The organism is Clostridium beijerinckii, assembly GCF_036699995.1.
GTDB lineage: Bacteria > Bacillota > Clostridia > Clostridiales > Clostridiaceae > Clostridium > Clostridium helianthi.
The window spans coordinates 3,045,095-3,061,841 of sequence record NZ_CP144906.1; the positions used below are offsets into that span (position 1 = coordinate 3,045,095).

Consider the following 16,747-nt stretch of genomic DNA (forward strand, 5'->3'; position numbering starts at 1 on the left):
TTCAAACCAATTGAAAATCATATTATATAACTTATAACTTCAAATAAAGTACAACAGCAGCCGACTTAACTAAATTATAATTTACTATAAGATAAAGCTATTTTTATTATACTTTTCGAAAGCTTTTCCTTAATAGGTAGTTCCTAAATAATGAAAAGCACTGCACTAAATATATCGATTTAGCACAATGCTTACATATTAAAAATAGTTTTATTTAATTATAATTCCGAGTTTTAGGAAACTACGCTTACTTGCTTTTGTCATCATTATAGAACTTATTATTGTCATTTGCTTTTTATCTAGATAAATTAAATATTCTCAAAACTTCTTCTACAGAATTAGTTCGATTCATTTCATCTATAAAATCATCTTGTTCTATTATTTTCATTAATTCCTTCAAAGCCTTCATATGGCTTTTATTATCTATTACTGACATAGTTATTATTACCTTTACCGGATCATTTTCAAGGTTTCCAAATTTAATTGGGTATTTTAATGTCATAATACTAAAGCCAATTTTATACGCTCCATCTTCTGGCCTTGCATGAGGCATTGCTATTCCTGGTAAGATAACTATATACGAACCCAATTTTTCAACATTATTTATCATAGCATCAATATAAGAGTCGTTTATGCAGCTGTTTCTTTTAAGAATTTGTCCACCTTTTACTATTGCTTCTTTCCAGTTTTCTGCTTCTTCATTTAGTTTAATGCATTTATCATTTATTATTTCACTTAATGAAGGCTGAATTGTTTCTTTGTATGAACTTAAGCATGTCACTATTTCTTTTTCTAAATTTGAGTAGTTGCTTATTATGCAGTTCTTATCAACTATATTCAGTATATTTTTTATGACACTTCTTTTTGATTCCAAATTCATATTATAATATTCATCATCTTCATTGAAACATTTAGAAAAACTTTTTTCACTTTCAAACTCTTTCTTATTTTCAATATCATCAAGTTCTTGTGAATATTTTGAAAAGAATAAACTTAACTCACTTATATTTTTTTCTGTCAAAAATGGACTTACTAAAATACATCTTATACCTATTATATTAATTGGGATTGTTGTTATAATTAAATCTATAGGTTCTCTTTTTGCTATCTTTTCAATATCGTGGCTTGAAACTGTATCTATTATGTTTATGTCAAATATTGATTTAAGCTTTATTGATACAAATTTTGATGTCCCAGCTCCAGTAGCACATACCACTAAAACTCTAGGGTTTATCTTATTTAAATTCTTTATCCGCTCTAAAGATGCCATAAAGTGCAAAGTTATATAGCCAATTTCTTCTTTGCTTATTTCTGCATTTAAATCCTTTTCCAAAAATATCAGGCTTTCTTCTACTAAAGTAAAAACTTCCTTATATTTATATATAATTTCATCAAGAAGAGGATTATTTATACTGACTCCATGTTTTAATCTATAAATCATTGGTCTTATATGCTGAATTAATCCTTCTAAAAGATGCTCATCCGCTTCAAAATTATACTTTGTCCTTTTCTCAACTTCACTTATCAATGTAGCTGAAATAAGCTGTATGTATATTAGATCATCATTTTTTTCTTCTTTTAACATTACATTACTTCCAAGAAGATGTATTGTCATATACCCAATTTCACTTTTGGGTATCTTTATATCATATCTATCCTCCAGCATTCTTGCCATTGCAGAAGCTATAGAAAATTCACAAGTTTTACTTAAATTTTTAAGCTCATTCTCATCCATCACGATATCTTTAGCTAGTTCAATTCTCTTTATGGCAATTGCAATATGAATCAATAAATTGTTAAATGAATAATCAGATAATGTACTTTCTAATTGATCTTCTGCAGTCTTTATTACATTACCTATGAATTCTATATCCATATCCTTAAATAACTTTTTAAAATTAACACCAATCAAATCTGAGTCAGCTACATTTTCAAACATAAGATTCGAAACAACTTTTCTAAGATCTTTCTCATCTCCAATAGCTTTTATTCCTTTGGATTTTTCACTTTTAAGCTTTATATTATTACCTTCAAGTAATTTTCTAACTTCTTTAAGGTCATTATTAATAGTTCCTCTGCTGACGAACATATTTTCAGCTAGGCTGTTTATTGTTAGATAGCTATTTTTTTCTAATAACTTATAGATTATATAAATTGTTCTTTCCTTTTGAGACATAACATAATCATAGCTGTTTATGGATTCTATTAAGTTTAAAAGTCTCTTATTTTCATCTTGTCTTAAATCTATTGATATTCCCTCATTAGGTTTTCTAACTAATGGTTTTAAATTTATTTCTTTTAAATACTCATCTATTCTATCTAAATCATATCTTATACTTCTAGAACTTATTTTAAACTTAAGAGCAATATCCTTTATAGTTAGAGGCATACTGCTGCTTGCTATGAGTTTTAGTATATCTGAACACCTGCTATTTAGCATATTATACACCTGCTTTTAATAAGATCACTCACTTTTTTAGGCATATGAAAGAAAACAACAAACCTAAATATACCATTGACTTGCTATTCCTTTGATTATGCCTTAAATATTTAAATATTCATTAACTTAAGCAAATGAGTTGAAAGCTTAATTTACTTTCAACCCACTAATATTATTTATATTGAAGAGAAAGGATATTATGTCATTAAGATAAATTCCTCTAATTTATTAGAAATATCAATCTAAATTATTAATTGCTTTTGATTTAGTTTTTATGAAATTAGGAACAATTAAAACTACTAGTAATATAACAACAATAGCTATAACACCAAATTTTCCTACTAATTCTGATGCTTTACCAAGTATAATACCCAAAACTCCAAAATCAAAATCACCAAAAGTTGTGTTTTGGAATCCTAATGAACCAAGAACAGGTAAAAGTAATGCTGGTGCAAAAGTAATCAAAAGCCCGTTTACAAATGAACCTACTATAGCACCTTTACGACCACCAGTTGCATTACCAAATATTCCAGCAGTTGCTCCACAGAAAAAGTGAGGTACTAGTCCTGGAATTATCAATACTCCTCCGGCAAATCCTAAAAGAATCATACCAATAACACCACCAATGAAAGAAGATACAAATCCTATAACAACAGCTGTAGGTGCATAAGTAAAGAATACTGCGCAGTCAACAGCTGGTACGGCATCAGGGATAATTCTAGTTGCAATACCTTGGAATGCTGGAATAAGATCACCAAGAATCATTCTAACACCACTGTAAACAATTGTTACTCCAACTGCAAATTTTAGTCCTGCCATAAGGGCAAATAATATAGGCGATGTACCATCTGAAATAGTTGCTACAAAAGTTGGACCTGCAGCTATTGCTGCAATTAAATAAAATATCATCATTGTTAATGCAGTAGAAATAGTTGTATCTCTTAAAAATCCCCATTTCTCTGGTATTTCAATTTTTTCAGTACTTTCTTCAGGTTTTCCTACCTTAGATCCTACCCATGCTGAAATATAGTACGCTAAACTACCAAAGTGACCTAGTGCAATATCGTCACCATCAGTTACTTTTCTAGTAAATCTTTGTCCTATCGCAGGAGATATTGAACTCCATGCTCCAAGTAAGAATCCACCGAATAATATTAATTCAGTTCCGCTCATACCTGTTGTCCCAAGAACAGCTGATAAAAGGCAAGCCATGAAAAAACTATGATGACCTGTTAAAAAGACGTATTTAAATTTTGTAAATCTTGCTATCAATAAATTAATTAAAAGTCCTACAATTAAAATTGTCATTGTCTCTACGCCTAATACTTTTTGTGCAACAGAAACAATAGCTTCATTATTTGGAACAACTCCATTTATATGAAATCCCTCTTGTATCATTTTTCCAAGAGGATCTAGGTTAGAGGTAATAAAATCTGCTCCAGCGCCAAGCATCAAGTAACCAAGTATAGGCTTTAAAGTTCCCGTCATAATTTTATGACCAGGTTTCTTAAGTGCAATAAGTCCAACGAATGACATAATTCCCATTAATAAAGCCGGCTGTTTCAATACGTCTCTAAAAAACTCAAGAACTGACATATACTTACCCCCTATTTATTTAATTCCATATACTTCTTTTTAATAATTTCCAAAACATCCTCTGTTATCTTCTTTTTATTTATATAACTTCTCACTACTGCAACATCTCTATTATCAAACTGCTGAGCAAGTTCCTTGACAGTAATTATCAAATCTGCCTTCTTCCCTTGTGCTGAATTAAAATCAGTTGATTCAACATTAGCTTTTATATTGTTTTCCCTGCAGATTTCCTCAATCTTCATAGCTAACATTAAACTGCTTCCAATTCCATTGCCACAAACCGTTAATATTTCCATTTTACTATCTCCTTTATAATATTACTAAAAGTCCTTTAAGCTAATTTAAAAGCTTTTTGACTTAATATAGCTAAGAACATCTTCTTTTGAAGATGAATTTCTTACAATGCTTAAAAATTCATTATCCTCAATAAGTATCATAAGTTCGGCCAAGGCTTTTAAATGCGAAGTCTTATCTATTGCACATATAAAAATCAATATATCAACAGGATCATATTCTTCATTACCGAATTCTATAGGCTTCTTAAGTTTTATAAGCCCCATACCAATTTTCTTAACTCCATCTTCTGGTCTTGCATGCGGCATAGCTATTCCCTTTTCAATAACAATGTATTGTCCCATATTTTTTACTGTATTTATCATTGCATCAGTATATTTTGCTTCAGTATTTCCATTCTTAACAAATAGACTTCCACAAAATCTTATAGCCTCTATCCAATCATTTACTTCAACATTTAGTTCAATTGTTTCTTTATTAAATAACTTTTCAATCATAGCCTTGCCACCTTCCTTAATGCTACAAAATAGAAAATCCTAAACTTGATGCATCCTTATAAAAACTTCGTACAGTTTCCAAAGAATATTCGTATAAATCTTTTCCCATAGTAGGGAGTTTCTTTAATATATCATTAGTTACAGTAATTATTTCACAACCACATTCATCTGCTTCAACAATATTGTATAATTCCCTACAGCTTGCCCATAAAAGCTCTACACCTTTATTGGCTTTACATAGCTTGCTGCTAGTCATCATAAGCTTCATTGGATTAGTTCCAGCATCTGCTATTCTTCCTGCAAATACAGACACAATACTCTTAACTTCTGGATTTAATGAAGTTACCACCTCTTTTACCTGATCCAAAGTGAAAATTGCAGTAACATTAAGATGGTATCCTTTTTCCGATAACTTTTTAATTAGCGGAATTGAAGATTCTCCCTTAGTGTTCATGATAGGTATCTTTACATAAACGTTTTCGCCTAGTTCAGATAAAACGTCTGCTTCCCTTTCCATAGTCTCGAAATCATCTGAGAAAACTTCGAAAGATACTGGTAAATCTTTAATTTCTTCTAACACATTTTTTGCAAATTTCTTATAATCATCAATTCCTGCCTTTTTCATAAGTGAGGGATTTGTAGTAAAGCCTTTAACAATACCGACCTTATAAACCTCTAGCATTTCATTTAAATTTGCTCCATCTGCAAATATTTTAATATTTAAATCCCTAAAATTCATTTATCTCCTCCATCAAATTACTTGTTTTACTTTATAACCCAATTATATATTCCAAGTAACCACCAGTAAAGCTCAATATATTTCATTTCAATTGTGGCAATTTTGTGGTTTATAATAATCTATTTTTATAAGCCTATTTAGCACATGTAAACTTTACCATAATTGATAAAAATGGTATAATTTAATACATAATAATTAATATACATTGTTAAATAGTTAAGGGGGAGTTTTTTATGGCAAAAATTATGATTGCACCAAGTAAATACATTCAAGGTAATGGAGAATTGAAAAATATTGCAGAATACGTATCTGTACTTGGTGAAAAAGCATTATGCTTGATTAGTGAAAGTGGCTTAAAAAGGGTAAAAGATACTATAGATAAAAGTTTTGAGGCTAAAAATGTAGGTGTAAAATACGACATATTTAATGGAGAATGCTCTATAACTGAAGTGAATCGTATTATCAAAATTTGTGATGAAAATCAATTAACTGTCCTTATTGGTATTGGTGGTGGAAAAATTATTGATACTATTAAGGCTGTTGGATACTATGCAAATCTTCCTGTTGTGATTGTACCTACCATAGCTGCTACAGATGCTCCATGTAGTGCTTTGTCAGTTTTATACACTGATGATGGTGTCTTTGATAAATACTTATTCTTAAAGCAAAATCCTAATATAGTTTTGGTTGATACTGGTATTATTGCAAAGGCTCCAGTTCGTCTTTTAGTATCTGGTATGGGTGATGCCTTAGCAACATATTTTGAAGCAAGAGCTTGTGAAAAATCTAATGCTGGAACATGTGCTTTTGGTACTACTACTATTACAGCTCAAGCATTAGCTAGACTATGCTATGATACATTAATTACTGAAGGATATAAGGCAAAACTTGCTGTAGAAGAAGGAGTTTGTACAAAATCAGTAGAAAAAATAGTTGAAGCTAATACTCTGCTTAGTGGTCTTGGCTTTGAAAGCGGTGGTATTGCAGCTGCTCATGCTATCCATAATGGTTTAACTGTATTGCCAGCTTGTCATCACATGTACCATGGAGAAAAAGTTGCATTTGGTACATTAGCTCAATTAGTACTTGAAAATGCTCCAATGGATGAAATTGAAGAAGTATTAGATTTCTGTACTAGGGTTGGTCTTCCTGTTACTTTAAAACAATTAGGTATCGATGAAATAAAACCAGAAGAAATTATGGAAGTTGCAAAGGCTGCTACTTCAAAAGAAGATACTGCACATAATATGCCATTTGAAGTTACCCCTGAAGATGTTTACGCTGCTATTTTAACAGCTAACAAGTTAGGACAAGAATATATGTAACAAGTAAAAAAAATTGAAGGCGGATAAGATTTCTTTTTTGTTTTTTTTAGAATACAAAAACTATTCAACCAACTTTTTTAAGTTGCCTACAGATTTTACTGGAATAAAAATTCATACAGAATAAAGAAGGCTTAAAGTAAGTACACATTTACTCACTTTAAGTCTTCTTTATGTTAATCAAAACACATCTTCCAGAAATTTTATATATTTAATGATAACAATATATTAAACTATTCTAAAGGTCTTAATTTCATATGGCTTTATAGTAAAGGAAAATTCATTTGTTTTTTCAGCAATACATGAAATATCCTCCTCCAGCAAGTTGCATTCTATTACTTTGGTAAAATCTATGCTTAAACGTGCCTTTACTTCTGTAAGCTTATTTTCGAATTCGTAAATTCTAATAATAGTCCCATTAACATCCTCAGCTTTCTTAATAGTTTCAAGAATGATATTTTCAGCATTTAAATCAATAAGACTTGTAACTTTATTTGCTACTGTAATTCTTATATTTGGACGGCTAATTAAAAGCGGAATGTTTAGCATGTATGCTTCGTTTACAGTATATCCATCTTTCCAGTTTCTCTTCTTTTGAAATATGAATTTTTCGAGTTCTGTAACCCTCTATATTGAAAATATTAATGTGTAATCTTTAACATTAATACTTTCATCAAGAGTATCTAAAACCTCCATTCCCAATATGCAGTCTAATTAAATCATAAGAATTTATTAGCAGATTTTATGTATTTCCAAAAATTTTGTATTAAAGTTTCCTTTTCTAAAAGTTTCATTATCCATTAGTTTTTTATGAAAAGGAATTGTTGTTTTAACTCCTTCAATAACAAATTCATTTAATGCTCTTTTCATTCTTAGAATTGCTTCATCTCTATCTCTTCCCCAAGCAATCACTTTTGATACCATTGAATCATAAAATGGTGATATAACGTATCCTGGATAAACTGCACTATCTATTCTTAAACCAATTCCACCAGGTGATAAATAATTTTCAACTTTTCCTGAACAAGGAATAAAGTTTCTATATGGATCTTCCGCATTTATTCTACATTCTAAAGCGCATCCATTTATCTTAACATCTTCTTGAGTAAAAGATAATTTTTCACCACTTGCTACTAATATTTGTTCTTTCATAAGATCAATGCCAGTTATCATTTCAGTAACACCATGCTCAACTTGTATTCTTGTATTCATTTCCATAAAATAAAAATTATTATCCTCATTTAAAAGAAATTCAACAGTTCCTACACTATTATACTTTACAGCTTTAGCTACTCTTACAGCCGCTTCACCCATAGCATTTCTTAAATCTTCATTTAATGCTGGTGATGGTGATTCTTCTACAAGCTTTTGATGACGTCTTTGTATTGAACAATCTCTTTCACCTAAATGAACTACATTTCCATAATTATCTCCAATTATTTGAATTTCTACATGTCTAGTATACTCTAAATATTTCTCCAAATAAACCATAGGATTTCCGAAATAATTTTGTGCTTCCTTTTGGGCAGTTTCAATGGAGCTTATTAATTCATCTTCAGAATTAACCACTCTCATTCCTTTACCTCCGCCTCCTGCTGATGCTTTAACTATAACTGGATATCCTATTTCTTTTGCAATTGCTATTGCTTCATCAATATTTTGTATTTCTCCATCTGTCCCAGGAACAGTAGGCACTCCAGCTCGCTTCATTGTATCTCTTGCATTAGATTTATCACCCATTAAACTTATAATTTCAGGACAGGGACCTATAAATTTAATTCCAAATTCCTCACACATTTGAGCAAAATTTGTATTTTCTGAAAGGAAACCATAACCTGGATGAATAGCATCTACTTTAGCATGTATAGCGACACTCAATATATTTTGCACATTAAGATAACTATCCTTTACAAATGTTTTACCAATACAATAAGCTTCATCAGAAATTTTTACATGCAATGCATCTTTATCCGTTTCTGAATAAATAGCAACTGTTGAAATTCCAAGCTCTCTGCAAGCACGTATAATTCTAACAGCAATTTCTCCTCTATTAGCTATGAGAATTTTCTTAAACATATCTTTCTCCTTTTCAAATCACTTACTTACTTTTTATCTCAAATAGTGGTTGGCCGTATTCTACAAACTCTCCATCCTTAACTAATATATCAACTATAGTTCCTTGAACTCCAGCTTCAACTTCATTAAATAATTTCATTACTTCAATCAACCCAACAACAGTGTCACACTCTACCTCATCATTAACTTTAACAAAGGCTTGTTCATTTTTTTCTTTGGAAGAATAGAAGCTCCCTGCAAAAGCGGCTTTAATATATTCCTTCTCTGTAATTTCTATCTCAACGTCCTCATTGATACTTTTCTCAATTTTAGACTGAGCAGCTTTAATTTCACCTTTAGTAAACGTATTAGTACCAACTAAACCTTCACATATCTTATTCTTATCTATTATTATCTTGCTATCTTCATGTTGAAATTCAAAGTGAGAAACCTCAAATTTATCAACAACTTGCATGATTTTTTCTATATCCTCTATATTAATCATAATTTCACTTCCTATTATAATATTGTAAGTCTTATTGCTTTTTTTAGTTCATCAATATATTTTTCTCTTTCAAAGTATAGCCTTTCAGCTTCCTTTAATGTAATCTGTTTAAATTTAATTTTACTATTAGGTTTAAGTTGAACTATTTTTTGAATATCTACAGAAACTACGTGAGCTATTTTAGGATATCCTCCTGTAGTTTGCCTATCTGCTAATAAAATAATAGGGTTACCGTCAGGTGGAATTTGAATAGTCCCAACAGAAACTTCTTCAGATATCATTTCCAATCTTTCTTTAAGTTCTATTTTTTCTCCACATAAACGATATCCCATTCTATCTGATTTATTATCTACATTAAACTCTGAATTAAAAAATTTATTTATACTTTCATCAGAAATATTATCAAATTGCCTGTCTTTAAAAACTCTAATAATTGTGCTATTGATATTTTCTACTGTTGAATCCCCCATATACCAACTGGGAGCTACAAACTCACCTTTTTGAGTTATTTCTTGTAGCTTTTCTATTATTTTAATAGCTGCTACACTTTTAGTACCAATATTTAATATATCTCCCTTTTTCAAAGGTCTTCCATTAAAGCCTCCAAATTGTGCTCTTAAATATGTACTTTTACTTTCCATAACTTCTGGAACATCAAAGCCGCCTGCTATAGCTAAATAAGAACGACATCCAGCTATACACGCTCCAAAATTTAATACACAGTCTTCTTTTAAATAAACTGGTCTTCCCATTGGAATTTTCTTTCCATTAATAGTAGGCGAAATATTTCCACCTGTTATAGAAATTAAGGCTCCCTTTTCTAACTCTAATGAGGGACCAATCATTGTAATTTCCAAAACACCTTCACTTTCATCATTTCCAACTGCAATGTTTGCAATTCTCATAGCATAAACATCCATAGCACCGCTAACTATAACCCCATATTTTTGATATCCATGTCTTCCCAAATCTTGAATAGTTGATTGCAGTCCTGGATTTAAAACAGATATACTCACTATTCTTCCTCCTTTAACTGTACATATTCTTCATAAGAAATAGGATAAAATTTAACTATATCTCCTGCCTTTAAAAGGCTTTTAGAATTTCTCTTTAAATCAAATAATTTTAATGGTGTCTTTCCTACAAGCTGCCAGCCTCCAGGAGTTTCTATAGGATATACCCCTGTCTGCATTCCAGCAATACCAACTGAACCTGCTGGTATTGCTGTTCTTGGAGATTCACGCCTTGGAGCCGCAATTTTTTCAGACATTCCACCTAAATATGGAAATCCCGGAGCAAAACCAATCATATAAACTAGATATTTTCCTTCAGAATGAATTTTTATAACCTCATCTACAGTAATATTATTTATTTTTGCAACTTGCTCAATATCTTGTCCAAATTCCCCACCATAACATACTGGTATTTGAACAATATTTTCCTCATCCAGAGAAGAAAAATTAAGTTTAGAAATTATTTTATCTAAAATGTCTTTTACAACTTCATAGGGAGATTCACTGTTCACATCCAAAGGGTTGTAAATTATAGAAACACTTGTAAAGGCAGGCACATATTCTATCATTCCCTTGAAAGGATATTCATCTAGATACGCACAAAATGTTCTTACTTCTTTATTTATCTCTTCACTTATTACCTTCCCAAATTCAACTAAAGATGATGTTTCACTTATTTGAGAAATTTCAGCTTCAAACTTATTCTTTTCCATATGCAGCTTTCTCCATTCTAGTACTTTTCATAAATAATATTGTTATTATAGCTGACCGCGAATTTGTGATCAGCTATATTTTTGCTAATTATAAAAATTCTCTCTAGACATATTCAAAAAATATGACTATTAAAAATAATGTTATTTTTTAAATGTGAATTAGATTTATATCATGACCAATTTCTTGTCCATTTCCTCTATTTTGTTATCTGTAATATGCTCTAAACCGTTATAAATTCGCTCAACTCTTTTACCTATCCCGCAAACAAACTCATAATTAAAACTTCCAGCCATATTAGCTAATTCCTCAACATAAATAATATTATCTCCATCTTTCCCAACTAAAGTTACTTCATCTTCAATCTTCACATTATCTATATGTGTAACATCCACCATCATTTGATCCATGCAAATCCTTCCTATAATTGGTGCATATTCTCCATGTATCAATACCCTTCCCTTTGAAGAAAGAGCTCTAGGATATCCATCAGCATATCCTACAGAAAGAGTAGCTATCTTTGTTTCATTTTTTGTAATATAGGTTTTCCCATAACTTACCCCATGACCTGCATCAACTTTATTTACATTTATCACATGGGTTTTCCATTGAAGCGCTGGTTTTAATGTAATAGCATTTTTATTAACTTCTTCGGATGGATATAATCCATAAGTAATTATTCCAGACCTAACCATATCAAAGCGATGATGATCAAATTCCATAATTCCAGCACTATTACACATATGCTTAATAGGAATATTTATATCTCTTTCTTCTAGTAAAGCTACAAATTTATCATATTTGCTTATTTGCAGTTTACTATAACTTTTATCAGCTTCATCTGCTGTAGCAAAATGAGTAAACAAACCTTCAACTACTAAATTTGAAAAAGTTAAAATCTCCTGAACTGCTGCTATTCCATCTTCATTTGCATCAAAACCTATTCTAGTCATACCAGTATCTAGAGCAATATGAACTTTTGCTTCTTTTTCGCATATTGCTCCTGCCTTTGACATTTCCTTAGCCATTTCAGTATTATACACAGTTTGAGTAATATTATTTTTAACTACTTCTATATATTGACTAGGTGATGTATATCCGAGAATTAATATAGGTAATTCTATTTCAGCTTGACGTAACTCTAGAGCTTCCTCTAAAGTAGCTACACCATAATAATCCACTTCACTTTTAAGAAAATTACCTAGGGCAGCAGCGCCATGTCCATATCCATCAGCCTTAATTATTGCCATAATCTTCACATTTTTTTCTATTCGTTTTTTTGCTTCATTTATATTATGCAAAATAGCCTCTAAATCTATTTTTGCATAAGTTCTAAAATATTCTCCCATAAAAAAGCCTTCTTTATTATATATTAGTATATTTTGTGTAATGGAATGATTTCTATATTTTCTTCTTCAAGGCTAAGCTTAATTTTTTTTACAAATTCCAATGCCTTAGCTCCATCTCCATGGACACATATAGAATCCACTTTAATTGGTATATCTTCACCTTGTAATAGCTATAACCTTGTTTTCCAAAAAGAATCTAAAGCACCAATTTGATATTGCACCATAGCTTTAGCTTCTTTTGGAGATACATTCATATTTCTTCTTCCAAATCCCACTAAATCAGGGAACCCAGGATGAGCACCAATACTAACGCCATCTGCCTTAGCTAATTTTACTGCATACTCCATTACAAGCGGATCTGCTGCATGAAATCCACAGGCTATGTTAGCAATTGATATCGAAAGCCATAGGCTTTCTTATCTATTTATTATAGAAATCCTGCAAGGATTTCATCATTAACTCATAACTCAACGCTCTTAACTGAATTTAATGTCTATATTTTTAGTATCCGTTATAAGCATATGGCCAGGAGAATGTGTAATCACTATTTTAGGTTTAACATTCATAACCACAGATTGTGGTGTCACACCACAAGGCCAAAATACTGGAACTTCTCCTTCTTTTATTTTAACACTATCTCCAAAATCAGGCTTGCTAATGTCTGAAATTCCAATAACAGAAGGTTCTCCTATATGAATTGGTGTTCCATGAACCTTTGGCATTGCTCCAGTAACCATTACTGATTTAACAATTTGATTATAGGGAATAGGTCTCATGCTTACAACCATTTTTCCATTAAAGATCCCCGCTGGTTCACACTCTATATTGGTTATAAACATTGGCACGTTACAATTTTCTTCTATATGCCTTACAGGTACTCCAGCCTCTAAAAGCTCTGATTCAAATGAAAAGCTGCACCCTATTAAAAAGCTCACAAAATCGTCTCTCCATAAATGCTCAACACTAGTATATTCACCAGTTAATATTCCATCTTCATAAACTCTATATTTAGGTATATCCTTAGCTATATCTGCATCTTCTGCAATATATCTTAAACTCCTGCTTCCCACATCACTAACTTCTAATATAGGACAAGCTTTTGGATTTCTTTGACTAAATAATAAGAAATCATAGGCTAACTCCTTTGGCAAGATAACCAAATTAGCTTGTGCATATCCAGCACACATTCCTGAAGTTGGCCCTGTAATTTTGCCTTCACGTATTAAATTTCGAACTTCACTCGGTTTCATCTTAGAATAATCCATAATTATCCCCTTCCTAATAATTAGGTACTGTCAAAGTTTTTTATCTAACTAAGGCAGCAACCCTTTAATTTTTCTTATTTTTTATATAAATAACTTGCCACCCCCAAAAAGTTAAGATATTTTATACTTGCAAAACAAAAACACTGAACTAAAAAAGGAGGCAAGCTATTACCATGATTAATAAGTTTCTTCTTGAAACTGTAATTTATCTTATTGAAATTATAAAGTATCTCATGACTTTGCTGGTTGGCAAAAACTTGCTTAAAAGCATTTCGGACGAACCTGTTAAGAAAGAATACCGAAAGCTTCAAGTAGATGATCAACCAATCTTTGATGTTCCCGAAAAACTTAACTATAAGCTTCTAATAGCTGAATATGAGTTTAAGCACGGCAAAGAATTTGCTCCTGTGAAACCTCGCAAAAACAAAGCGTTAGCTCCTAAGGATGTTATCTGTCCTAAGTGTGGTGCTCCACATACCTATCTTTACGATAATAACGGAGGCCGAGGACAATATCTTTGCAAAGTCTGTGATACCACATTCAATCCTAAAAATTACTATCAGAAATCCATAGTGTTAAGATGTCCTCACTGCAGTAAAACACTTGAAAGAATCAAGGCGCGTAAGGATTTCTACGTTTATAAGTGTAAGAATGATAATTGCTCTTTTTACCAAAATAATCTTAAATCAATGACAAAATCTGAAAAACAAGATTTTAAGAAGAATCCTGGTAAGTTCAAAGTTAGATACATATTTAGAGATTTCACTTTTGACTTTAAGCCACTTTCTAAAGAAAGTCCGGTAAAATCAAAGGTTTCTCTTCCAAACATTATGATTTCTTCTTACACCTTAGGACTCATTCTAACTTACTACGTTAACTACGGTTTATCTTCCAGAAAGACAGCTGCATTGCTTAAAGATATTCATGATATTAAAATATCTCATCAAGCAATTTTAAACTATGTTAATGCCGTTTCAATTGTAGTTAAGCCATTTATAGATAACTACGATTATAAACTTTCTGACTCTTTCTGCGGCGATGAAACCTACATAAAAGTTAACGGTAAGTGGAACTATATTTTCTTCTTTTTTGATGCTGTTAAAAAGATTATTCTATCTTACAGAGTATCACCACATAGAGATACCGAAACGGCTGTAAAAGCCATCGATGATGTTCTAAGTAAGTTAAAAGAAATACCTGAAGATCTTAATCTTATAACTGATGGTAACCCTATATATCTTCTTGCACAGCACTTCTTTGCAAGCCATAGTATAAAATTCGATGTTACTCAAGTTATAGGCTTAACCAATAAAGATGAAGTTTCAAAAGAATATAGGCCATTGAAGCAAATTATTGAACGTCTTAACCGAACCTTTAAAGGCAATTATAGAGCTACTACTGGCTTCGGAAGTCCTAACGGGTCGGTTGCATTTGTAACTATGTTTGTGGCATACTTTAACTTTCTAAGACCACATTCTGCCCTTGAAGGCAAAACTCCTGTAATCCTTGAAGAGTTAGAGTCAATGTCCAACATGCCTACTAGATGGTGCAAATTTATTGAACTATCTCAAGACTTTGTTCTAAATAACTGTACAATAACTGCCTAATGATCTAAAGCAGTTGGTGAAACGCACCCTTGACACGCCCACAAAGATAAATGGTAAAATATCTCAATAGGCGGGTCTATTAGTCATGTTCAAAATTATCATTCACCCGTCCTTAACTGCCTAAGACCATTTATCTTTAGGTGTGTCAAGGGCAACTAGCAAACATAATTTAACATTAAATGGTAGTTGGATTGATTTTTCATATATTTTTTACACTACCAATAATTATTCCTACATCACTACTTGATAAATCATCCCAATGGTCAGAACCCTACACAACATTTTCATAAAAACCTAATTCAATAACTTTATCAAACCAAGTTGCACAGGTATCTTCTAATTTAATAGAATAAGATACACATTCTCTCATCAAATTAACTATTGAAAGATTCATTGATAATCCAAATCCATCTATAGCAGGCACAAGCCATCCATACATATCTATCATTCCACTTCTTGAAGCTACAACCATTGCTTCTTCTTGTAACTCTTTTGTATGTAGTATTTCTAAATCTTTCTTTAAATAAGCTATTGCCGCAATTAGCCCATAACATCCCCAGTCAGAAACTGTTGCAGTAATAATATTATCTGCCTTTGTAGCTACTGCAATTCCACCATTACATCCACAATTACATTTTCCTTTAGCTGCATATGGAATGTATTCTTGTAAATGTTCACTAATAGTTCCCATACCAATTTCATTTCCAAGATCTCCTATTGCTATATTAAGAACACCCTTGTCCTGTAATTTAGTAAACAAAATATCTTGTTTTGCCTCTAATTCAGTTACATTTAGTCCTACTGCATTATGATAAACACCAATTGAATTTGCCCCTGGACACTCAATACTAATAACAGCACTTGGTAATCCCTTAGCTATGATTTCATCAGCCTGCTTGGCAGCTACATTTTCATCCTTTGTAAATGGTACAGCTGCAATAGATATAGGATATTCTTTTAATTCCTCTATGCTATCATATAAGTGAACTCCTATTACTTGCGCCAAATTTTTTACAGCCTCCATATTATCTTCAGGACATATTATTACAGGTTTCACATTAAAAGCTTTAACTAAAGCTCTAGCTAATATCATAGAGCTAACAATTCCATCCATCTCAGCCTTTTTAAAAGGAAGAAGTACAAACCCAGTCATTATATAGACTAAGTCGCCATCTTTTAAGGTGTTCACCAATTTTTTTGCTGCATTTGTAGTTAAAGGCTCTTTTGTATATTCTCTTGCTGCAGAATATAAAATGCGGCATACACCATATCCCCTAGGGTCTAAATTCATTAAATTATCTAAATTCTCTCCCAAATTAAATATTGTTAATTCTTGTTGATTCATATTCCCCCT

At 31.4% G+C, this 16,747-nt stretch carries 15 protein-coding genes and 1 pseudogene; 2 read left to right on the forward strand and 14 right to left on the reverse strand.

Going from position 1 to position 16,747, the window contains the following annotated elements; genetic code table 11:
- Window positions 1–295 precede the first annotated feature (295 nt).
- The 5 genes from PZA12_RS14095 to PZA12_RS14115 all read right to left on the reverse strand — a co-directional run bounded on the left by PZA12_RS14095 (window position 296) and on the right by PZA12_RS14115 (window position 5,566).
- Window positions 296–2,440 carry a BglG family transcription antiterminator gene (locus PZA12_RS14095; protein WP_103698534.1) on the reverse strand — a complete coding sequence of 715 codons (2,145 nt, stop codon included), beginning with the start codon at window positions 2,438–2,440 and terminating at the stop codon, window positions 296–298.
- Between the two features lie 237 nt (window positions 2,441–2,677).
- Window positions 2,678–4,036: a PTS ascorbate transporter subunit IIC gene (locus PZA12_RS14100; protein ID WP_077307081.1), complete on the reverse strand. Its 1,359-nt coding sequence runs from the start codon at window positions 4,034–4,036 to the stop codon at window positions 2,678–2,680.
- Between the two features lie 11 nt (window positions 4,037–4,047).
- Entirely contained in the window at window positions 4,048–4,332 is a 285-nt protein-coding gene (locus PZA12_RS14105; RefSeq protein ID WP_065419258.1) for a PTS sugar transporter subunit IIB, read from the reverse strand.
- 45 nt (window positions 4,333–4,377) lie between these two features.
- Window positions 4,378–4,827, reverse strand: a complete 450-nt coding sequence (locus PZA12_RS14110) for a PTS sugar transporter subunit IIA (protein WP_078115394.1) — start codon at window positions 4,825–4,827, stop codon at window positions 4,378–4,380.
- Between the two features lie 22 nt (window positions 4,828–4,849).
- The gene (locus PZA12_RS14115; RefSeq protein WP_078115393.1) at window positions 4,850–5,566 is read right to left on the reverse strand and encodes a transaldolase; all 717 of its coding nucleotides are present in this window, start codon (window positions 5,564–5,566) and stop codon (window positions 4,850–4,852) included.
- A 233-nt stretch (window positions 5,567–5,799) separates the two neighbouring features.
- On the opposite strand from PZA12_RS14115, the gene PZA12_RS14120 reads away from it, so the two are divergent.
- Window positions 5,800–6,891: a glycerol dehydrogenase gene (locus PZA12_RS14120; protein WP_077839288.1), complete on the forward strand. Its 1,092-nt coding sequence runs from the start codon at window positions 5,800–5,802 to the stop codon at window positions 6,889–6,891.
- Window positions 6,892–7,116: 225 nt separating this feature from the next.
- Here PZA12_RS14120 and PZA12_RS14125 read toward each other — a convergent pair whose 3' ends face one another.
- The 8 genes and pseudogenes from PZA12_RS14125 to PZA12_RS14160 form a co-directional block, all read right to left on the reverse strand.
- Window positions 7,117–7,437: a glycosyl hydrolase-related protein gene (locus PZA12_RS14125; protein WP_078115392.1), complete on the reverse strand. Its 321-nt coding sequence runs from the start codon at window positions 7,435–7,437 to the stop codon at window positions 7,117–7,119.
- Between the two features lie 183 nt (window positions 7,438–7,620).
- Entirely contained in the window at window positions 7,621–8,964 is a 1,344-nt protein-coding gene (gene accC / locus PZA12_RS14130) for an acetyl-CoA carboxylase biotin carboxylase subunit (RefSeq protein ID WP_103698533.1), read from the reverse strand.
- 22 nt (window positions 8,965–8,986) lie between these two features.
- Window positions 8,987–9,448, reverse strand: coding sequence for an acetyl-CoA carboxylase biotin carboxyl carrier protein (locus PZA12_RS14135; protein ID WP_078115390.1), 462 nt, complete (start codon window positions 9,446–9,448; stop codon window positions 8,987–8,989).
- Between the two features lie 14 nt (window positions 9,449–9,462).
- Complete coding sequence (locus PZA12_RS14140; protein WP_078115389.1) at window positions 9,463–10,464, reverse strand: biotin-dependent carboxyltransferase family protein; 1,002 nt, start codon at window positions 10,462–10,464, stop codon at window positions 9,463–9,465.
- Window positions 10,464–11,174: a 5-oxoprolinase subunit PxpB gene (pxpB, locus tag PZA12_RS14145; RefSeq protein ID WP_078115388.1), complete on the reverse strand. Its 711-nt coding sequence runs from the start codon at window positions 11,172–11,174 to the stop codon at window positions 10,464–10,466. Before pxpB ends, PZA12_RS14140 begins: the two co-directional genes overlap by 1 nt.
- 165 nt (window positions 11,175–11,339) lie before the next feature.
- Window positions 11,340–12,521 (reverse strand): alanine racemase, encoded by a 1,182-nt coding sequence (gene alr, locus PZA12_RS14150; RefSeq protein ID WP_078115387.1) that lies wholly within the window; start codon window positions 12,519–12,521, stop codon window positions 11,340–11,342.
- Window positions 12,522–12,544: 23 nt separating this feature from the next.
- Window positions 12,545–12,919, reverse strand: a pseudogene (locus tag PZA12_RS14155) (LamB/YcsF family protein); the annotation flags it as partial.
- 78 nt (window positions 12,920–12,997) lie between these two features.
- Window positions 12,998–13,786, reverse strand: coding sequence for a putative hydro-lyase (locus tag PZA12_RS14160; protein WP_078115386.1), 789 nt, complete (start codon window positions 13,784–13,786; stop codon window positions 12,998–13,000).
- Between the two features lie 173 nt (window positions 13,787–13,959).
- Between PZA12_RS14160 and PZA12_RS14165 the strand changes: the two genes are divergently transcribed.
- A complete protein-coding gene (locus tag PZA12_RS14165; protein ID WP_168983577.1) occupies window positions 13,960–15,393 on the forward strand; it encodes a DDE-type integrase/transposase/recombinase in 1,434 nt (477 codons plus the stop codon).
- A 271-nt stretch (window positions 15,394–15,664) separates the two neighbouring features.
- Here the strand turns inward: PZA12_RS14165 and PZA12_RS14170 are convergent, their stop codons facing one another.
- A complete protein-coding gene (locus tag PZA12_RS14170) occupies window positions 15,665–16,738 on the reverse strand; it encodes a DUF4392 domain-containing protein (protein ID WP_078115385.1) in 1,074 nt (357 codons plus the stop codon).
- Window positions 16,739–16,747: the final 9 nt, after the last annotated feature.

Coding starts and splice junctions, on each gene's coding strand:
- PZA12_RS14095 (WP_103698534.1), bottom strand. CDS start 2,440: ATGCTAAATAGCAGGTGTTCAGATATACTAAAACTCATAGCAAGCAGC.
- PZA12_RS14100 (WP_077307081.1), bottom strand. CDS start 4,036: ATGTCAGTTCTTGAGTTTTTTAGAGACGTATTGAAACAGCCGGCTTTA.
- PZA12_RS14105 (WP_065419258.1), bottom strand. CDS start 4,332: ATGGAAATATTAACGGTTTGTGGCAATGGAATTGGAAGCAGTTTAATG.
- PZA12_RS14110 (WP_078115394.1), bottom strand. CDS start 4,827: ATGATTGAAAAGTTATTTAATAAAGAAACAATTGAACTAAATGTTGAA.
- PZA12_RS14115 (WP_078115393.1), bottom strand. CDS start 5,566: ATGAATTTTAGGGATTTAAATATTAAAATATTTGCAGATGGAGCAAAT.
- PZA12_RS14120 (WP_077839288.1), top strand. CDS start 5,800: ATGGCAAAAATTATGATTGCACCAAGTAAATACATTCAAGGTAATGGA.
- PZA12_RS14125 (WP_078115392.1), bottom strand. CDS start 7,437: ATGCTAAACATTCCGCTTTTAATTAGCCGTCCAAATATAAGAATTACA.
- accC (WP_103698533.1), bottom strand. CDS start 8,964: ATGTTTAAGAAAATTCTCATAGCTAATAGAGGAGAAATTGCTGTTAGA.
- PZA12_RS14135 (WP_078115390.1), bottom strand. CDS start 9,448: ATGATTAATATAGAGGATATAGAAAAAATCATGCAAGTTGTTGATAAA.
- pxpB (WP_078115388.1), bottom strand. CDS start 11,174: ATGGAAAAGAATAAGTTTGAAGCTGAAATTTCTCAAATAAGTGAAACA.
- alr (WP_078115387.1), bottom strand. CDS start 12,521: ATGGGAGAATATTTTAGAACTTATGCAAAAATAGATTTAGAGGCTATT.
- PZA12_RS14160 (WP_078115386.1), bottom strand. CDS start 13,786: ATGGATTATTCTAAGATGAAACCGAGTGAAGTTCGAAATTTAATACGT.
- PZA12_RS14165 (WP_168983577.1), top strand. CDS start 13,960: ATGATTAATAAGTTTCTTCTTGAAACTGTAATTTATCTTATTGAAATT.
- PZA12_RS14170 (WP_078115385.1), bottom strand. CDS start 16,738: ATGAATCAACAAGAATTAACAATATTTAATTTGGGAGAGAATTTAGAT.